This is a genomic window from Aliivibrio sp. 1S128 (assembly GCF_001691065.1).
Classification (GTDB): Bacteria; Pseudomonadota; Gammaproteobacteria; order Enterobacterales; family Vibrionaceae; genus Aliivibrio.
Genome location: NZ_MAJV01000102.1, coordinates 19570 through 37033 on the forward strand (window position 1 = coordinate 19570; position 17464 = coordinate 37033).

General features: G+C 37.7%; 14 protein-coding genes. 4 read left to right on the forward strand and 10 right to left on the reverse strand.

The window, feature by feature from the left end; genetic code table 11:
- Nucleotides 1-69 precede the first annotated feature (69 nt).
- Nucleotides 70-1272 (forward strand): enoyl-ACP reductase FabV, encoded by a 1203-nt coding sequence (gene fabV / locus A6E03_RS11955; protein ID WP_065591510.1) that lies wholly within the window; start codon nucleotides 70-72, stop codon nucleotides 1270-1272.
- Between the two features lie 97 nt (nucleotides 1273-1369).
- On the opposite strand, the gene A6E03_RS11960 is transcribed toward fabV, so the two are convergent.
- From A6E03_RS11960 to A6E03_RS11990, 7 genes are all read right to left on the reverse strand, one after another.
- Entirely contained in the window at nucleotides 1370-3052 is a 1683-nt protein-coding gene (locus A6E03_RS11960) for an aspartate:alanine antiporter (protein WP_065591511.1), read from the reverse strand.
- A gap of 145 nt (nucleotides 3053-3197) precedes the next feature.
- Nucleotides 3198-3461 carry a GrxA family glutaredoxin gene (locus A6E03_RS11965; protein ID WP_060990515.1) on the reverse strand — a complete coding sequence of 88 codons (264 nt, stop codon included), beginning with the start codon at nucleotides 3459-3461 and terminating at the stop codon, nucleotides 3198-3200.
- 230 nt (nucleotides 3462-3691) lie between these two features.
- Nucleotides 3692-4546 (reverse strand): MurR/RpiR family transcriptional regulator, encoded by an 855-nt coding sequence (locus A6E03_RS11970; RefSeq protein ID WP_065591512.1) that lies wholly within the window; start codon nucleotides 4544-4546, stop codon nucleotides 3692-3694.
- 331 nt (nucleotides 4547-4877) lie between these two features.
- Nucleotides 4878-6521, reverse strand: coding sequence for a pyridoxal-dependent aspartate 1-decarboxylase PanP (gene panP / locus A6E03_RS11975; protein ID WP_065591513.1), 1644 nt, complete (start codon nucleotides 6519-6521; stop codon nucleotides 4878-4880).
- 176 nt (nucleotides 6522-6697) lie between these two features.
- Nucleotides 6698-7210 (reverse strand): hypothetical protein, encoded by a 513-nt coding sequence (locus tag A6E03_RS11980; protein ID WP_065591514.1) that lies wholly within the window; start codon nucleotides 7208-7210, stop codon nucleotides 6698-6700.
- A 106-nt stretch (nucleotides 7211-7316) separates the two neighbouring features.
- Entirely contained in the window at nucleotides 7317-8216 is a 900-nt protein-coding gene (locus tag A6E03_RS11985; protein WP_065591815.1) for a lysine exporter LysO family protein, read from the reverse strand.
- 89 nt (nucleotides 8217-8305) lie between these two features.
- Nucleotides 8306-9232 (reverse strand): HDOD domain-containing protein, encoded by a 927-nt coding sequence (locus A6E03_RS11990; RefSeq protein ID WP_065600941.1) that lies wholly within the window; start codon nucleotides 9230-9232, stop codon nucleotides 8306-8308.
- A 427-nt stretch (nucleotides 9233-9659) separates the two neighbouring features.
- Between A6E03_RS11990 and A6E03_RS11995 the strand changes: the two genes are divergently transcribed.
- Nucleotides 9660-10244, forward strand: a complete 585-nt coding sequence (locus A6E03_RS11995) for a TfoX/Sxy family DNA transformation protein (RefSeq protein ID WP_065591516.1) — start codon at nucleotides 9660-9662, stop codon at nucleotides 10242-10244.
- 71 nt (nucleotides 10245-10315) lie between these two features.
- Here the strand turns inward: A6E03_RS11995 and A6E03_RS12000 are convergent, their stop codons facing one another.
- The gene (locus A6E03_RS12000; RefSeq protein WP_176703482.1) at nucleotides 10316-10864 is read right to left on the reverse strand and encodes a hypothetical protein; all 549 of its coding nucleotides are present in this window, start codon (nucleotides 10862-10864) and stop codon (nucleotides 10316-10318) included.
- A gap of 275 nt (nucleotides 10865-11139) precedes the next feature.
- Here A6E03_RS12000 and A6E03_RS12005 point away from each other — a divergent pair, with 275 nt between their 5' ends.
- Both A6E03_RS12005 and serC read left to right on the forward strand, forming a co-directional pair.
- Nucleotides 11140-12441, forward strand: coding sequence for a DUF945 family protein (locus A6E03_RS12005; protein WP_065591518.1), 1302 nt, complete (start codon nucleotides 11140-11142; stop codon nucleotides 12439-12441).
- A gap of 209 nt (nucleotides 12442-12650) precedes the next feature.
- On the forward strand, nucleotides 12651-13733 hold the full coding sequence (gene serC, locus A6E03_RS12010) for a 3-phosphoserine/phosphohydroxythreonine transaminase (protein ID WP_065591519.1): 1083 nt from the start codon (nucleotides 12651-12653) through the stop codon (nucleotides 13731-13733).
- A 104-nt stretch (nucleotides 13734-13837) separates the two neighbouring features.
- Here the strand turns inward: serC and cydC are convergent, their stop codons facing one another.
- On the reverse strand, nucleotides 13838-15559 hold the full coding sequence (gene cydC / locus A6E03_RS12015) for a cysteine/glutathione ABC transporter ATP-binding protein/permease CydC (RefSeq protein ID WP_065591520.1): 1722 nt from the start codon (nucleotides 15557-15559) through the stop codon (nucleotides 13838-13840).
- Nucleotides 15552-17333, reverse strand: coding sequence for a cysteine/glutathione ABC transporter permease/ATP-binding protein CydD (cydD, locus tag A6E03_RS12020; RefSeq protein WP_065591521.1), 1782 nt, complete (start codon nucleotides 17331-17333; stop codon nucleotides 15552-15554). Before cydD ends, cydC begins: the two co-directional genes overlap by 8 nt.
- Nucleotides 17334-17464: the final 131 nt, after the last annotated feature.

A 17464-nucleotide genomic window follows, 5' to 3' on the forward strand; every position in this document is an offset into this window, starting at 1 on the left:
TCATAAATGGGATGCGAATTGGATAAGAACCTTTTATCCTAGAGGTAATTATTAAAAGGAAAGTTGAACATGATCATCAAACCTAGAATTCGTGGATTCATTTGTACAACCACTCACCCTGTTGGCTGTGAGAACAACGTGAAAGAACAAATTGCCCTAACTAAAGCACAAGGCCCAATTGTTAATGCTCCTAAGCGTGTATTAGTTGTTGGCTCCTCAAGTGGTTATGGTCTTTCTTCTCGCATTACTGCTGCGTTTGGTGGGGGTGCATCAACTATTGGTGTTTTCTTCGAGAAAGCACCGACAGAGAAAAAAACAGGTACTGCGGGTTGGTATAATTCAGCTGCTTTTGACAAATTAGCAAAAGAAGAAGGCCTTTACTCTAAAAGCTTGAATGGCGATGCCTTCTCTAATGAAGCAAAACAAAAAACTATCGACTTAATCAAAGAAGACCTAGGTCAGATTGATATGGTTGTTTACTCTCTGGCTTCTCCAGTACGTAAAATGCCTGAAACAGGTGAAGTGATCCGTTCTACACTAAAACCAATTGGTGAAACGTATACAGCAACAGCAGTTGATACCAATAAAGATGCAATCATTGAAGCATCAGTTGAGCCTGCAACAGAACAAGAGATCCAAGACACGATTACTGTAATGGGTGGCGAAGATTGGGAACTTTGGATGAGTGCATTATCTGATGCTGGCGTTTTAGCTGACGGTTGTAAAACGGTTGCTTATAGCTACATCGGTACTGAGTTAACTTGGCCTATCTATTGGGATGGCGCACTAGGTAAAGCTAAGATGGATTTAGATCGTGCAGCGACAGCGCTAAACGAAAAACTATCAGCGACAGGCGGCACTGCAAACGTAGCTGTTCTTAAATCAGTAGTGACTCAAGCAAGCTCTGCAATTCCGGTTATGCCTCTTTATATCGCAATGGTATTTAAGAAAATGCGTGAAGAAGGCGTACACGAAGGTTGCCAAGAGCAAATCCTGCGTATGTTCAGTCAACGTCTCTATAAAGAAGATGGATCAGTTCCTGAAGTTGATGAGCAAAACCGTCTGCGTTTAGATGATTGGGAATTACGTGAAGACATTCAAAAGCATTGTCGTGAGCTATGGCCACAAGTAACGACTGAGAATCTAAAAGACTTAACTGATTATGTTGAGTATAAAGAAGAGTTCTTGAAATTGTTTGGTTTTGGCGTTGATGGTGTTGATTACGACGCTGACGTGAACCCAATGGTTGAATTTGATGTTGCTGATATCTAATCAATAATAGCGAATAAAAATAAGCCCCAGAGTGAGTGATCATTCTGGGGTTTTTATTTGCCTTTAACAAAGAAAGGCAATAACAAATCTTAATTGATTAGGCTAATAAAATCATAATAGTACCAGCGACGGTCATCAGGATATTTGCAATCGCATAAGTACCAGCATAACCAAGTGCAGGGATGGTACTACGAGCATGCTCATTCACAACATCCATTGCAGGACCACAGGTACGAGCACCAATGATAGCTCCAATCAATAATGCACGGTTCATTTTTAAAATATAAGCACCAACAAGATAAGCAAGTATTACAGGAACCACACTCACGATCAAAGCTGCAACTAATACTTTTAAACCATCTTCAGAGAAGTACTCAGTGATGTTTCCACCAGCACTAAGGCCGATACCGACCATGAACACTAATAAACCCAGGTTCTTAGTCATGTTTAGAGCCCCTTGAGGAACATAACCAAAAGTAGGGTGGTTTGCTCTTAAAAAGCCTAAGGTTATACCTGAGATCAATAAGCCAACCGCATTACCTAAACCAAAAGTAACTTGTCCAAAGCTCATTGTGATCATGCCGAACATAATGCCAAGAATAAAGAAGCTACAGAAAGCTAATAAATCTGAAACTTGACTATGGATAGAGATGAAACCAATCTTGTCGGCAATATGGTGAACTTTACTCTTTTCACCACTGACTTGAAGAATATCCCCTTTCGCTAAAACAATGTCATGTTCAATTGGCATTTCAATTTGAGCTCGAACTACGCGGTTTAAGAAACAACCATATTCAGAAAGGTTTAATTCCGAAAGACGTTTGCCCGCAATATTGTCATTTTTTACAACGATTTCTTCTTCTGCAATGCGTAAATCTAATAGGTTGCGATCAAATACTTCTTTACCGTTTCTGAAGCTTGGGTCCAAACGCGCATGGCTATCAGGATAACCCACTAACGCAATCTCATCACTTTGTTGAAGAATATAATCGCCATCAGGATTAGCAAGAATACCATTACGACGTATACGTTCAATGTGACAGCCTGTTTGACGGTGTATTCCTAGCTCACGCAGGTTTTTACCATCAGTCCAATCAATCAATTCTTGCCCAACACGATAAGCTCGAATAATAGGTAGATAGACTTTACGCTGACCTGCACTGCCAATGCCACGTTCTTGAGCAATTTGCATTGCACTGTCTTGTAGGTTTTGTTTTTGTAGCTGCGGTAGTAATCGAGCCAATAAAATTAAGCTAGTTAGACCAATCAGATAAGAGAAGGCATAACCGACACTGAGGTTATCAATGACTTTACTGAAATCGACACCTTCAGGTAAAACCGCCAGACCAGAGTTTAAGGCATCTTTTGCACCAACTAATACGGGTGTTGCAGTAAGAGCGCCAGCCATCATTCCGGTTGAAAGACCATAATCTAACTCGAAGTAATAACCAGTTAAGAAACTGAGGGAAATAGCAGAAATTAACACAACCAATACGAGTAATAAGTAGTGCTTACCATCACGAAGGAATATGCCAAAGAAGTTTGGACCGGCTTCTATGCCGACACAAAAAATAAAAAGCATAAAGCCAATATTGAGAGAATCAGCAGTAAAGGTATAGCCGAGGCTTCCCATAAAGAGGGCGGTGATAAGAACACCAATAGAACTGCCTAATTGAAAGCTACCGATTTTAACTTTAGCGATAAATAAGCCAAGAGCGAGAACAACGAATAAAAGTAATATATCGTTTTGCGATAACAAGGTCGCAACATCAATGTTCACTGTATTTTGCCTGAAATATGGAAGAAGGAAATGTGATGCAAGTCTAACTTAAAAATGGCGAATGTATAACCATATTTATAAATAAAATGAAAAAAAATCACCGCTAAAGAGCAGTGATTTAGAATACATCGGTATAGGCTATAGATTAATCAAAAAGGCCTAGGTTTTCTTTTGCATATGCTTCAAATTCTGTGCAGCCACCAATATGGTCTTGGTCGATGAAAATTTGAGGAACGGTATCAACAGGCTTACCTACGGTTTTTTCTAAATCTGCTTTTGAGATCCCTTCTGCATGAATATCTACATAACGGTAGTTAAAATCTTCACGTTTTTCTTTTAGTGTTTCAGCATGCTCTTTTGCACGAACACAGAATGGACAACCAGGACGACCAAAAATCACAACAAACATAGCTTTACTCCAAATAGTAAGGGATGCGCATTACTCGCAATCAATAGGTACACTATGCCTACTGTAAAAAATAAAGTAAAGAGGGTTTTACCTTTTTGATTAATAGTTAAAACCTATTGGTTATGTTAATTATATCTAAGGAAGTAAAATAGATGGGATGACTTGGATTTATAAAAAAAGAACCGGAAATAAAACCGGTTCTTAATATAAATTAAAGAGTTAAAAATAGATTAAAGTGAATTATCTTTTTCATAACGAGAATCTTTGAGTGCGTCTTTTACTCGTTTTAAATTATCTCTAAATCCAGCACCGCGACGTAATGTAAATCCAGTCGCTAAGACGTCAATAACGGTCATTTGTACTACACGGCTTGCCATTGGCATGTAAACGTCCGTGTCTTCTGGAACATCTAAACAAATTGCTAGTGATGCCATTCTTTCAAGAGGTGAGTCTTTTGCTGTAATAGCGATAACTGTCGCGCCGTTTGATCGAGCAAGTTCTGCTACTTCAACTAAGCTTTTTGTTCTTCCAGTGTGAGAAATTAATACGACAACATCATTTTCTGTACTGTTAATACAGCTCATTCGTTGCATAACAATGTCATCAAAACATGTGATTGGAATATTGAAGCGGAAGAATTTATTCATTGCATCATGAGCAACAGAAGCGGACGCTCCAAGGCCAAAAAATGAAATCTTTTTTGCTTGCGTTAGTAGGTCAACAGCCCGATTTATTTGCATAGGATCTAAGCTGTTCTTAGCGACATCCAAACAAGCCATTGTTGATTCGAAAATTTTATGCGTATAAGCATCTGGGCCATCATTCTCTTCAACATTACGGTTCACATAAGGTGTACCATTTGCCAAGCTTTGTGCTAGATGAAGTTTAAAATCAGGGAAACCTTTGGTATCTAATCGACGACAGAAGCGGTTAACGGTAGGTTCACTCACATCTGCCATTTTAGCTAAGGTAGCAATACTAGAGTGAATGGCTGTTTGTGGTGAAGCCATAATAACTTCAGCGACTTTGCGCTCTGACTTACTGAAGTTGTCTAAATTGTTTTGTATCTTCTCAATGGTATTCATATGCGCTCTTCATAGATTCTATTTGCAATAACCTTAACCAGAATAATTAATCGGTTACTCTGGTTAACGCTATCAATATTTAACATAAACTAAGTATATACGTTTGTGTTGCTTGCCTCTAACAAACGGCTGTTTTGATTGTATTTTTATAACAATAGTATGACAGAACTCTAAAAAAACTTTCTAAATTGAAAGTGTTTGTATTTATAAATATAAGAATATTGTCATTTTGCTTGAAATTCTGTGATTAAGTTTCAGATTTTAAGGAAAATAATTACAGAAAAGCAGATTGTTTATTTTATAAAACAATCTGCTTTAGAAGAGAAGTACGTTATTTTAGAATTGAGTCGATGAGTTTTAGAAGCTGAGGCAACGAAATTTCACTACTTGTCGCTATCTCTCTTTGTTCAATAAGAACATTGTGTAAGATTTCTTTGGTAGTAAGCGGGTTGGCTAACACTACTCTAAAAACAATCGTTGGTTGAGACTGATAGGCATCAGGCGTTAAACGAGTACGAGATACGAAGGATTTACCTGTTTCACGTTGTGTTTTTTGAATGTATTTAGTGAGGTTATCGAGATGTTCATATAATTCATCTCGTTGCTCTGGTGTGGCTAGCAATAAAGCGGCTTTTACGTTACTTGGAACGTATCGATAGGTCAGCAAGCAGAGCTCTGGTTCAGAGATTAATTCAAAGTCATCTTGTTGCTTAATTAACTCTGAAAAATATTTAGCTTTCTCAATACTTTGATTTATTAGTAGTTCATAACCTGGGCGGCTAATCACATTAAAGCAAGAGTAAAGTAGCATTGCCATACCACTACGAGAGCCTTCAAGTGTATGACGACCTAAATCTTTAGACCCTTTACGTAGAATATATTCAGCATGATGTTGAATCGATGACATTAATTCAGGATCTTTGAAGATAACCATCCCTGCACCCATCGGAACATAGAGTTGTTTATGTGCATCAATAGTGACTGAATCAGCTAAATCAATACCATCAAGCAAATGTCGATAGGTATTAGACATTAATGTCGCACCACCCCAAGCTGCATCAACATGGAAGTGACAGCCTTCGCGCTGCGCGACTTGAGCCAGTTTGCGCAGTGGATCTATCGTGCCTGTTTCTGTTGTACCAGCAACACCTATAATAGCTAATGGTTTAATGTTTTTTACTTTTACTGCGGCAATTTTTTTGTTCAAATCAGCCAAGCAAATACGATTGTTGTTGTCAGTTTTTACCGCAATAACACCGTCTTGACCGATGCCTAATACATCAGCTGCTTTTTTAACAGAATAATGGCCACGCTCAGAAACAAAGATGGCAAGTCCATTATATTTATAATGATTTAGTGCCGCAAAAAGACCTTGCTTAGCAATGCCTTCAAAATCACCTTGTGGCTGTAATAGGCGGTTTCGTGCTACCCATAATGCGGTGATGTTTGCAATTGTCCCACCAGAACAAAAAGCACCAAGAGAATGATCGGCGCTGTGCATCCAATGCGCATAAAAATGGTCTTTTTTGTCATAAATAAGGCGGTGTAACATACCTAAAACTTGGCGCTCTAATGGTGTAAAAGCCTTAGAGGTTTCAATTTTTACCAAGTTTTGGTTTAAAGCGATCATTATCTTTGATAACGGCATTAAAAAGTAAGGCAATGCCGATGTCATGTGACCAATAAAGCTGGGAGCCGAAGTATGGACAGATTGAGAGACTACCGTATCTAATAAATGCTCAGTATGTTCTGAAACATAAGTCGGATGCTCTGGCATTGAAGAATCAGTAAAATCTTTTTCAATTTCAGTGAGTGGCTTCTCTTCAGCGACGATATGTTCTCTTAAGAATTTATTCAGATTTTGAGAGAGTTCTTGTTCAATTTTACCAAGAGTCGAATCGGGAGCTTCCGGAACAGTAAAAATTCGCAACATGCTTTCTAGGTTGGCATCTGCTGTTTTGTTGTCTGTTACCATGGTATCTGTTCTATTCTGTTGATGATTGAAAAGCAAAGTGGGCGTTCTCTTTACCTGTGAATAAGGGCACAATTTAGAACAAAATCACGTAAATGTCTCGTCTAAAATGTACCACATCTATTTTTGAGAGGGGAAATAGCTATAAAACACGCAGGGCTGGTTAAATATCAGACAGCTTACAGGCAGTTTATTTCGCTAATTCCACTCATCTTTTGATTATATGCATTTAATGGAGCATCAATTTCTTTTGGATGACTTAAAATATCTGCGAATGCTGAACGTAGTTCATAATTTTGTTTGTGAGGTTGAGATTGGCGATCATCAAAAGTCACTTTTGCTACTTTTCCTAAGGCATCATTATTTGAAGCGAGTGTTTTTATTTCTTTTTGGTCTAACTGTAACCACGATTCAATAGATTGGTTCGTTTTTACTTTTGATGGGTCGTTTTTAAGGTAGAAATCTACAGCGGCACGGTTAAATTCAAAATGATGTTTACGCCCTTCTAAAAACCAATTACCAACACTTTTTAAATTTGGATCTTTTTTAACTGTAATAGAAATTAGTTCTTTATACCATGTTAAAGAAGCATCAACGTATTGGCTATATTGATTGCTTAAGCACTCTGTATTTGCGGCGTGAGCAGACGCTGTGAACAAAGTGAAAGGCAAAAGAAGGGCAGCTAGTTTCATTACAAATCCTTAGGAATGAATCATTATTATTGAATGTGATTGTAGGCATCAGATAACTAAATGCAATTGAAACAACTCACAATGTGATGTTTCCCCTTTTATCGTATTATAAGGATACAAAAAAGAGCATTAAAAAAGGAACCAACAAACTTAAAATAAAACCACTAACTATCGCGATCGGAACACAACGAATACCGCCACAGTTTTGAATTACGGGTAATGTAAAATCCATCGCTGTTGCGCCAGCATAGCCTATAGAGGTCACTGGGTAACGGTGAATAAGGGTTGGGATTAATAAAAGAGCAACCAGTTCACGCATTAATTCGTTTAAAAAAGCAGCGCCGCCATAAACAGGACCAAGAGCGTCGCCCATTAAGATCCCTGCAAGGGAATACCAACCAAATCCAGAGGCCATTGCCAAACCATGATTAAGAGGGATATCTAAAAATAGGGCAGCAATAAGCCCGCCAATTAATGATGTCGATAAAATAACACCCGCAATTATTATTCCATGCTTATTTAGAAGGATTTGGCGCAGGGACAATCCACTGTTTCGTAATTGAATACCAATAAGAAAAAGAAGAGCTAATAGAATAATTTCGCTAGCGCTTTCAACCCAAGTGAGGTCTATCCCACTAAGTAAACCAAAAGCGAGGCCAGCAGCCACGGCAAGTAATAATTTTGCCGACTCTAAGATCATTTTAAACAGAGGCAGTGTATTTTTGTTTCCTTCTGAATTTAGAGGGAAAAGTTTATCGATAATAGGAAGAACCGATAAGTTACATACACTAATTGAAATAAAGAAAACCGCAGTGATAGTTACGATCTGATTTAAATTTTGAGCGAGATTATCTAGGGCTGCGAGGCTTAGTCCCATTAGCGCAAGAATAATGGTAACCAAATGACTCGTTGCCGCATTGATATGTTGAAGAGGCTTTTGAGAATGAAGTGGAATTAAGTAGCCAAAAAGTAGCGGTAAAAAAACAAATAACATTCCAGAAAGCATGATGTAAACCTCATCCATGAAGAAGACCCAGAGAATATCAAGGCTTAGGAATGACATCAATATAAGTTATTCGTTTTACTGTAATTAAATTACAGACCACTACTTCTGAGTGTGCCTTTAATACGATTGTTAAATTGGCTATTAGACAAATTAGTCAATGTATAGAGAGCTCCAGCACCTTCAAGTGTAATTTCTATGTCATGTTCATCAATCGCATCGTCTTTATTTCTAAACATTAAAAGGTGACTAGCGATACGTGCAATATTTAAATAATCAATTGGATGGTCAGTATTTCTATATGTGTGTTCATTCTTTGCAACGGCTAAGAAATCCACATCAAATTGCCATTGATTTAACACATGGTAGCTTGTTGCATTACATTCATGATTAAAGATATAGGTGGCTAATTCGAGATCAAGGTAATTACCTTTTTCAAGATAATCATAATATTCTTTAATAAGGCAAAAAAGGCCTATGTCTGCAAGTAACCCTGTTAATAATGCCTTTTCTGGTTCAAGGTAATCGAGTGAGTTATCCTGACATTCTACAATTAACTCTTCACAGATCATTGTCATAACGGCTGCGAATTCACGTGACTTTGCCGCACTTTTACGAAGAAGTGTATTGCACTCCTTGTTTAAGTTACTTGAATGCTTTAGTTGTTCAATTGCTTGAGCAGTTACTATATCTCGAACACGGAAAATCCCTAATCGGGAAACCGCAGTAAGTACATCAGTGCAAGTTATGTTCCTACGATTAAATACAACGGAGTTTGCCATTCGTATAACAATAGCAGTTAGGCTAGGGTCTTCTAATAAAGTATCTGAGATATCTTTGATTATAGTGCCTTCAAGAGTACATAACTTCTGAATTTTAAGTACCACATCAGGGATAGGAGGCAATTGAATCTTGCCAGATGAGATGCTTTTCGAAGTTAATTGGCTAAATTCAGTTCTTAATGCAGCCAGTACTTTGTCTTTATCGTGGGATAGCCAAAAGAACGATAAATGATTCATTGTTAATTCATACTTTTAAATAATGCATTAATCATACAGCGTTTTTCTATTTTCTAAGAAAAAAGTCAAAAAAATGAGATCATTTTCGGAAAAAATACGATTTTTTAACCATAATTGTCAAAAAAGTTATTACGGATAGATAAATAAGAGTCAAATTATTGGTGTGCTAAATGATTCTTGTGAGCGTGGTCAATAAATCAATGAGTGAGTTTGTGAGACTATAATGTGATAGAAACCTGAAGAAAAACTTCGTTCGTTACATAAAACAATACTTAAAGGTGTGATCGAACTTAAGAAAAAGGTTGTAGATTCAGGAGTTAATGTAAAAAGGCTAGAAACTTATTTATTGTGTGTTTAATATTCAATTGCTTGATGTCAATTTTCTGACAGGGACGGGGGTCGTAAGTTTAAGATCAAGGAGATCAAGATGAACCATTTAGAGGAACGCTTTTTTAATTTTGTAAAAAAACTAGGTAAATTTAACAAACGCTCTATGTTTGGTGGCGTCGGTTTATTTACTGAAGATGCGATGTTTTCATTAGTTACTGAGGGACGATTATACGTTCGAGGTGGTAGATTCGTCGATCAACAGTTTGAAAAATTAGGATGCGAACGCTATAAGCACGTGAAAAAAACGACAATCGCGACCGTTAATTATTTCGACATCAGTGAGTTATTTGAGAAGCAACCAACGTTATTGAGCGATATCATTAAAGATGTGATGGAAAATTCACGTGTAGAACGAGAATTTAAAAAATCAAAAGAGAATCGTCGATTACGTGATTTGCCAAATATGCAATTAACATTAGAGAGAATGGTAAAGAAAGCTGGAGTTCCGGATGTCGATTCTTTTCTAGAGATCGGGGCTGTTGATGTATTTAAAAAAGTAAATACTACCTATGGCGGTGATGTTGATGTGAAACTTCTGTGGAAATTTGCAGGAGCGGAGTCAGGTGTTCATTGGACGTTATTACAAGAACCAATGAAAAGAGCCTTACTTCAACAAGTGTAGAGTAAATAAAAAAACCTCGTTATTCCTTGAGTTGTCTAAGGTATAACGAGGTTTTTTTTTACTAAATCTAATTAGTATTTAAAGCGAGCAGTTAATAGTAGTTGGTCGCCATAGATACCGTTAAAACGGCCTTCAGCACCGATAGAGAACAACTCTGTTGAGTGGAATCGACCGTAAACAGAGAAAAGTGTGTCGTCATTATCTTCAATAGATAAGTAACCCACTTTACCACCAACTTCTAGCTGAGGACCTAACCATTGACGCACGCCTAAGTTAAGTTCCATACCGGTGTCATTTTTGTAGTGTTTGTTATCATCAACAACACGAACTAGCATTTCACCAGTAATGTCAGCCCAGTTATTTACTGGAGCATGAAAGCCTAGACCAGCCGCTAAATCGTAGTCACCATCCAATTCTGAATCAACAGAAACAATAGCGTGAGCATTAGGGTGGATTGATGTACTAAATCCAGCACCAAATGTTGAAGGGCTGAAGCCAATGCGAGCTTCAACATAGTCATAGCTGAAGTTGCTCATGATGGCATTATTTGAATCATTATCTGCAGCCATTGATGCTGTTGAAATAAACATTAGGCTTGAAGCTAAAAGTGTCTTACGGATCATGATATTTGAAACCTATCAAATTGAGTGCTGTACCAAAATATGCTTAAATTCTAACAGAAATGTGTATTTTTGCTAGAAGGGAGTCTACAAAATTTGGAGCAGCAACTATTAGTCAAAAAATTAGCGTGCAATTTATATCTTTTTTATTAAGCAAAATATAAGCCAAGTTAAGTTATTGTATTGGTTTAAAGTTCGTTTATCTTATAAATAGAGTTGTATTGATCTTACTGTCTTAGGTAAACTGATTTAAATCGTTAATAATGGATAATGAAATGAATGAATTAAGAAAATATGCTGCTATTGGTGGTGCAATTGCCGTTGTAGCTTGTTGGCCATTTGCTACAGGGAAGATAGGCGAAGCTATTTTTAAAGATGGAATTGCATCATACAGTAATTCTATTATTGAGGTTGAATCGGTTTCTTATGATCGTGGTTATTTAAGTTCTACCGCAGAGAGCCGCATTCATGTTATTGATAAAGGTTTGAGTGCTGAGCTTAAACAAGCGGGTTACCCAACAGAACTTATTGTAGATCACGATATTTCTCATGGTTTATTTTCTATTTCTTCTACTTCAACATTTAGTAGTACCGAAGAAATATCAGAATTTGTTAAAGGGTTAACCTTAACAACAGAAAGTCAATTAACGGGCACGACGAATTTATTGTTGACCAGTAAGGATACTGATTTTGTAACAGAAGACTTAAAAGCTCAAGGCGTAGAAAAGCTATTTTTAGCGGCAAGCCAAGTTTCGGCGACAGTAGAAAAAGATGGGCAGTTTAGATTGTCTTATCAGTTACCTAAAGCAGAATTACGTCTAGATAACCAGTCTGAAATGGTTATTGATAAAGTATCAGGCCAAAGTGTTGGACATTATACTGATGATATCTTTATTGGAGAGGCAATTGTTGGTTTTGGTAATTTAGTATTGAAAGACAGTGAGAGCCAACTTAATAATGAAGTTAAAGGGTTCAAATACACAAGTACTAACCACATTAATGAAGTAAAAGATAAAGCGGAAGAAAATACGCTTTCATCTAAAAATACGGTTGAACTTGCAGAAGTAATAACAAGTTCTGGTGTGTTAAAAGATGGTGTTTTTGATATTAGCTTTGAAGATTTAAATTATGACGCACTTATTAAACTAGTTCCTTTGCTTCAAGAGCAAGAGTTAACAAATGAAAACATGGAGCAATTAATGCTGTCGTTTGATTTGTTGGCAGCAAAAGGTTTTTCATTGAATATTAATAAATTCAGTGCAAATGTGTTAGGCAGTAAAATTGATAGTAAAGTGCTGATGACATTACCTGCTGGAACAGCAAGAGCGTCACAAAATGCAGATAAATTAATTCAAACCTTACAAGGTAACAGTGAATTAGTTATAGCGAAAAAATTAGTTGATGAAACACCAGAACTTCGTATGCAAATGGATGAGCTATTAGTCAATGAGTTTGCCGTAGAAGATGGTGATAATTACCGCTTGTCGGCTAAGATTGCTGATGGACAAATTGAATTACTTAATGGACAGAAAATGCCGCTATTTATGTTACTAGGTTTTTTAAGTTACCTAGGTTAATACCGGACACATTAAGTTAAAATAGCTCACTAAGGTGAGCTATTTTTTTATTTAGTGAATTAGATCACTTTCTGATTTATTTGTAAGAGAAAAGGTGGTATTAATTTCTACACAATATTTACTGATAGCAACCTAGATAGATATTTAATCAGTGATTTATCTAGGTTGATATGATTGATTTTTATAAATAGCAGGAGCCTTTGAGAAACATGGAAAAAGTATTTAACTTTTGTGCTGGTCCAGCAATGCTGCCAGCAGACGTTCTAGCCCAAGCTCAAAAGGAATTGGTGAATTGGAACGGTTTAGGCACATCCGTAATGGAGATTAGCCACCGTAGTAAAGAATTTATTAAAGTTGCGGAGGAATCTGAACAAGATTTACGTGATTTATTATCGATTCCAGATAATTATAAAGTGTTGTTTTGCCAAGGTGGTGCTCGTGCTCAATTTGCTGCAGTACCATTAAATTTATTGGGCAATAATACTAAGGCTGATTATATTGATGCGGGTTATTGGGCTCAAAGCTCAGTGACTGAAGCAAAAAAATATTGCCAACCAAATGTTATTGATGCAATTACTGAGCTTGATGGCAAGCGAGCGGTAAAACCCGCTTCAGAATGGCCATTGAGTGACGATGCTGCTTATGTACATTTTTGTCCAAATGAAACCATTGATGGTATTGAAATTAATGATTTACCAGTAACAGATAAACCTATTGTTGCAGATATGTCTTCGACGATTTTGTCTCGTCAAATTGACGTATCTAAATATGGCGTTATTTATGCTGGTGCCCAAAAGAACATTGGTCCAGCAGGGTTAACGATTGTTATTGTACGTGATGATTTACTCGATCTCGCTGCTGAAGCACTTCCAAGTGTATTAAGCTATGGTGTGTTAGCAAATCAAGAGTCGATGTTTAATACTCCCCCTACGTATGCTTGGTATTTAGCGGGTTTGGTTTTTAAGTGGTTAAAACTAAATGGTGGTATTGAAGCGATGGAGGCGCGTAATCGCAAGAAAGCGTCTGCACTATACGATTATATCGATCAGTCTGATTTTTATCGTAACGAGGTTCATACGAATAACCGCTCTTTAATGAATGTTCCATTCCAATTAGCGAATTCAGAGCTAGATGCTCAGTTTCTTACATTAGCAGATGAAGCGGGTTTAAAAGCATTGAAAGGACATCGAGTTGTGGGTGGGATGCGAGCGTCTATCTATAATGCAATGCCACTAGAAGGTGTTCAAGCGCTAGTTGATTTTATGAAAGCATTTGAAGCGCAATACGCGTAACCTTATATTTGTCGATAAACGAAGACTAAAAAGCCGATACTGAATAAACAGTATCGGCTTTTTTATATCAATCTAAATAAGATTTTATTTAGGCTGATTATTGATTAAAAACGTTGCCATAATTGATGGTAAGCACCATTCACCGCAAGTAATTCTTCGTGCGTACCTTGCTCTACAATTTCACCATGGTCCATCAAACAGATTTGATCCATTGCTTCTAAATTTACTAAGCGATGAGTAATAAATACCACGGTTTTGTTTTGAATATGTTCATTCAATACCGACATGATCTGTTGTTCTGTTTTTTGATCTAACCCTTCAGTGGGTTCATCTAATAAAACAATAGGGGCATCGTGTAGTAGAGCTCTAGCAATACCTATTCGGCGACGTTCACCACCAGAAAGTTGGCGTCCACCATCGCCAAGCCATGCACTTAATCCGTCATCAGCGAGGAGATCATGTAAGCCTACTTTCTCAAGTATTTGGGTTAATACGTCATCGGAGGCTGAATCATTTGCAAGCTTCAAGTTATCGCGCAAAGACCCATTAAGTATATCGACTCGCTGGCTAACAACAGACATTGAACTACGTAAGCTTGATTCTTTCCATTTTGGTAATTGAACGCCATCAATAGAAATTGTTCCTGATTTTGGGTCCCATTGGCGAGTAATAAGTTGCAGTAATGTGGATTTACCCGAGCCAGTTTGCCCAACGATCGCCATTTTTTGACCAGCCACTAAATCTAATGAAATATGCTTTACGGCATCAGTTTCTGCGTCCATGTATTGGTAGCTAACATCTGAAATTGTTAGGTTACCTTTTACCTCTTGAGTCACTCCGTTTTCATCAAAGAGAGTATCAGGTTCTGCGGTAATGATTTCATTTAAGCGACGAGCTGAGCTTAATGTTTGACCGAGATACTGGAAAGCACCTGCAATAGGCATTAATAACTCAAAACTTGCCATTGTGGCAAAAGCAACCATAGCGACCATTGGGTCGGGGGTCATTCCTGCAATGCCATCGGCAGAAATCCATAACATTAATAGTAATGTCCAACCGTTAGCCAACAATAGTAAGCCATTAGCTAAACCTGTTAATGTTGCCATGTGGCGTTGATTGGAAAGTAGGGCTACTTGAGCATCAAGAATACGCTGTTGGTATTGTTCTTCTGCACCAAAGATACGTAGTTCAGCATTACCTTGTAACCAATCTAATGTTTTTATGCGTAAAGTGGCTTTATTTTGAGTTAATTCAGCACCATTTTTTTTACCAAGCTTATAGAAAAGCGTAGGCCAAATTAATAATAGAGAAAATAAAATCGCACCAAGCGTTAAACCAACTGCGACGTCAAACCACGCAAGGAAAGCGGTTAATCCGATAATGCCTAATGTACCAACAATTATTGGGCTGATAAGACGTAAATATACGTGGTCCATTGCATCAACATCAGCGACAAGACGGTTTAATAAATCGGCGTCACGCAGTTTTGAAAAACGTCCAGGGATTAACGGTATTAACTTTTTAAAGAAGAAAATACGCAGTTCAGTTAATAGCTTAAATGTTGCGTTATGACTTACAACACGCTCTCCCCATCGTCCAGCAGTGCGGCCAATAGAAAAACCTCGTACCGCACCCGCTGGAAGCATGTAGTTAAAGGTTTCTCGCGCTATTGTTAATCCAGCAATGGCAGAGGCTGAAATAAACCAACCAGAAATGGTCAGTAATCCAATAGAAGCAAACAAGGTTGCGAAGCTTAATATCATGCCTAATGTTAAGCCAAACCAATGTTTCTTATATAATTTAATATACGGTAATAAATCACGCATCAAGATCACCTTGCTTTGGTTGTTTTGCAGTCAGCATGGTTGAAAATAAACCAGAGTCTTTAATTTCTTCAAACGAACCAGACTGAACGACTTGGCCTTTGTCCATGACAAGAATCGTATCCATAGCATGGAGTTGATCCAAGCGATGACTGATCATTAATGTCGTTAGACCTTGAGTTGCTTCATTAAGGCTTTTCATTACCAGACGTTCACTTTTTGCATCTAGGCTGGCTGTTGGTTCATCTAAGATCCACAAGCGACCTTGCTGCAATAATGCTCTTGCTAACGCCAATCGCTGTGCTTGCCCTACGGACAGTCCGCCAGAACGATCAGACACTTGGTGTTGATAACCCAGTTCATCAATAAACTCATTAGCAAAGGCTTGTTGGCTAACTAACTTTAATTGTTCTTGAGATATCCCTTGTTTGCCAAGAGTTATATTCTCTTCAATGGTTCCATGAACCAATGTTGGGTTTTGTCCAACCCAATTGATATCTTGATACCAGAGTTTTTTATCTAACTCAGAGAGTTCAGAGCCATTGATCTTAATGCTGCCTTGATAAGGTAAAAAACCAAGAATGGCATTAATTAAACTGGTTTTACCTGCACCACTAGGCCCCACCAGTGCGGTTTGGGAACCTTCGTGAAGATGAAAACTAACTGGTCCAAGTAATGTTTTGCCATCATGGCTTGTCACGATGAGGTCGGTGACTTCAATATCAAGCGTGGTGGATTGAGATACTTTTTGACTTTGAACTTTATCATTGTCTTGAGTGTTGCTATCAATAGCTAAGAACTCAACAATAGATTCAGCAGCACCAACGGCTTGAGCCTTTGCGTGGTAAAAAGTACCTAAATCACGTAATGGTTGATAAAACTCAGGCGCTAAAATAAGGATAAATAAACCAGTAAATAGCGTTACTGTTGTACCGTAATGACCAAAATCAAGCTCACCGATAAAAGTAAAACCAAAATACACAGCAACAATAGCAATTGAGATCGAAGTGAAGAATTCCAATACTGCAGAGGATAGGAAAGCCAATCGCAAAACTTCCATTGTACGCTTACGGAAAATCTCTGAAGCGCCATGAAGATGTTCTGTTTCTTGTGCCGTTTTATTAAATAAACGAATGGTGGTCATTGATTGTAAACGGTCATAGAAGTGGCCAGATAAACGTTGCAATGCTTTAAAATTACGACGGTTAGCATCAGCGGCTCCCATTCCTACTAGTGCCATGAACAATGGCACTAACGGTGCGGTAAGTAAAAATACTAAACCTGCTGCCCAGTTTTGAGGGAACACAACGATAAGAATGACAAATGGAATTAATACGGATAGTGACATTTGGGGCAGATAGCGAGAAAAGAAATCCTGCATATCTTCAACTTGTTCTAATAACAAGGTTGCCCAAGTACCGGCTGGCTTGCCTTTAATGTAAGCAGGGCCTAATTCTTGGAGTTTATTTAATATTAATTGGCGTATATGAATACGGATATGCTCACCGCATCGATAGCCTGCAATTTCACGGCCCCAACTGCAAGCAGCTCGGATCCCGACAATAACGAAAATGGCAATGAAATGCGAAAGAAGATCGTATTTATCAACTTGCTCAATAATTAATTGATGCAAGATATCAGCAAGCAATGCCGCTTGTATAATAAGGAAAATACTAGAAAGGAAACCAAGCCCAATAGAAAGGGTTAGCCATTTTTTTGCAAGCTTACTTTGACTCTTGAGCCATTGTCCTAACTCGCGTTGTTGTTTTTTATCCATAATATGAAGGCTTACGTTTTGTATTATTTTGCACGCACTAGAGTTTCTCTTTTTATTATCAGAATATAAGAAATCATAGGCACATCAACAAAATAAGATGAGCAAAAGAAACCCGAAGGCTGACCTCGGGT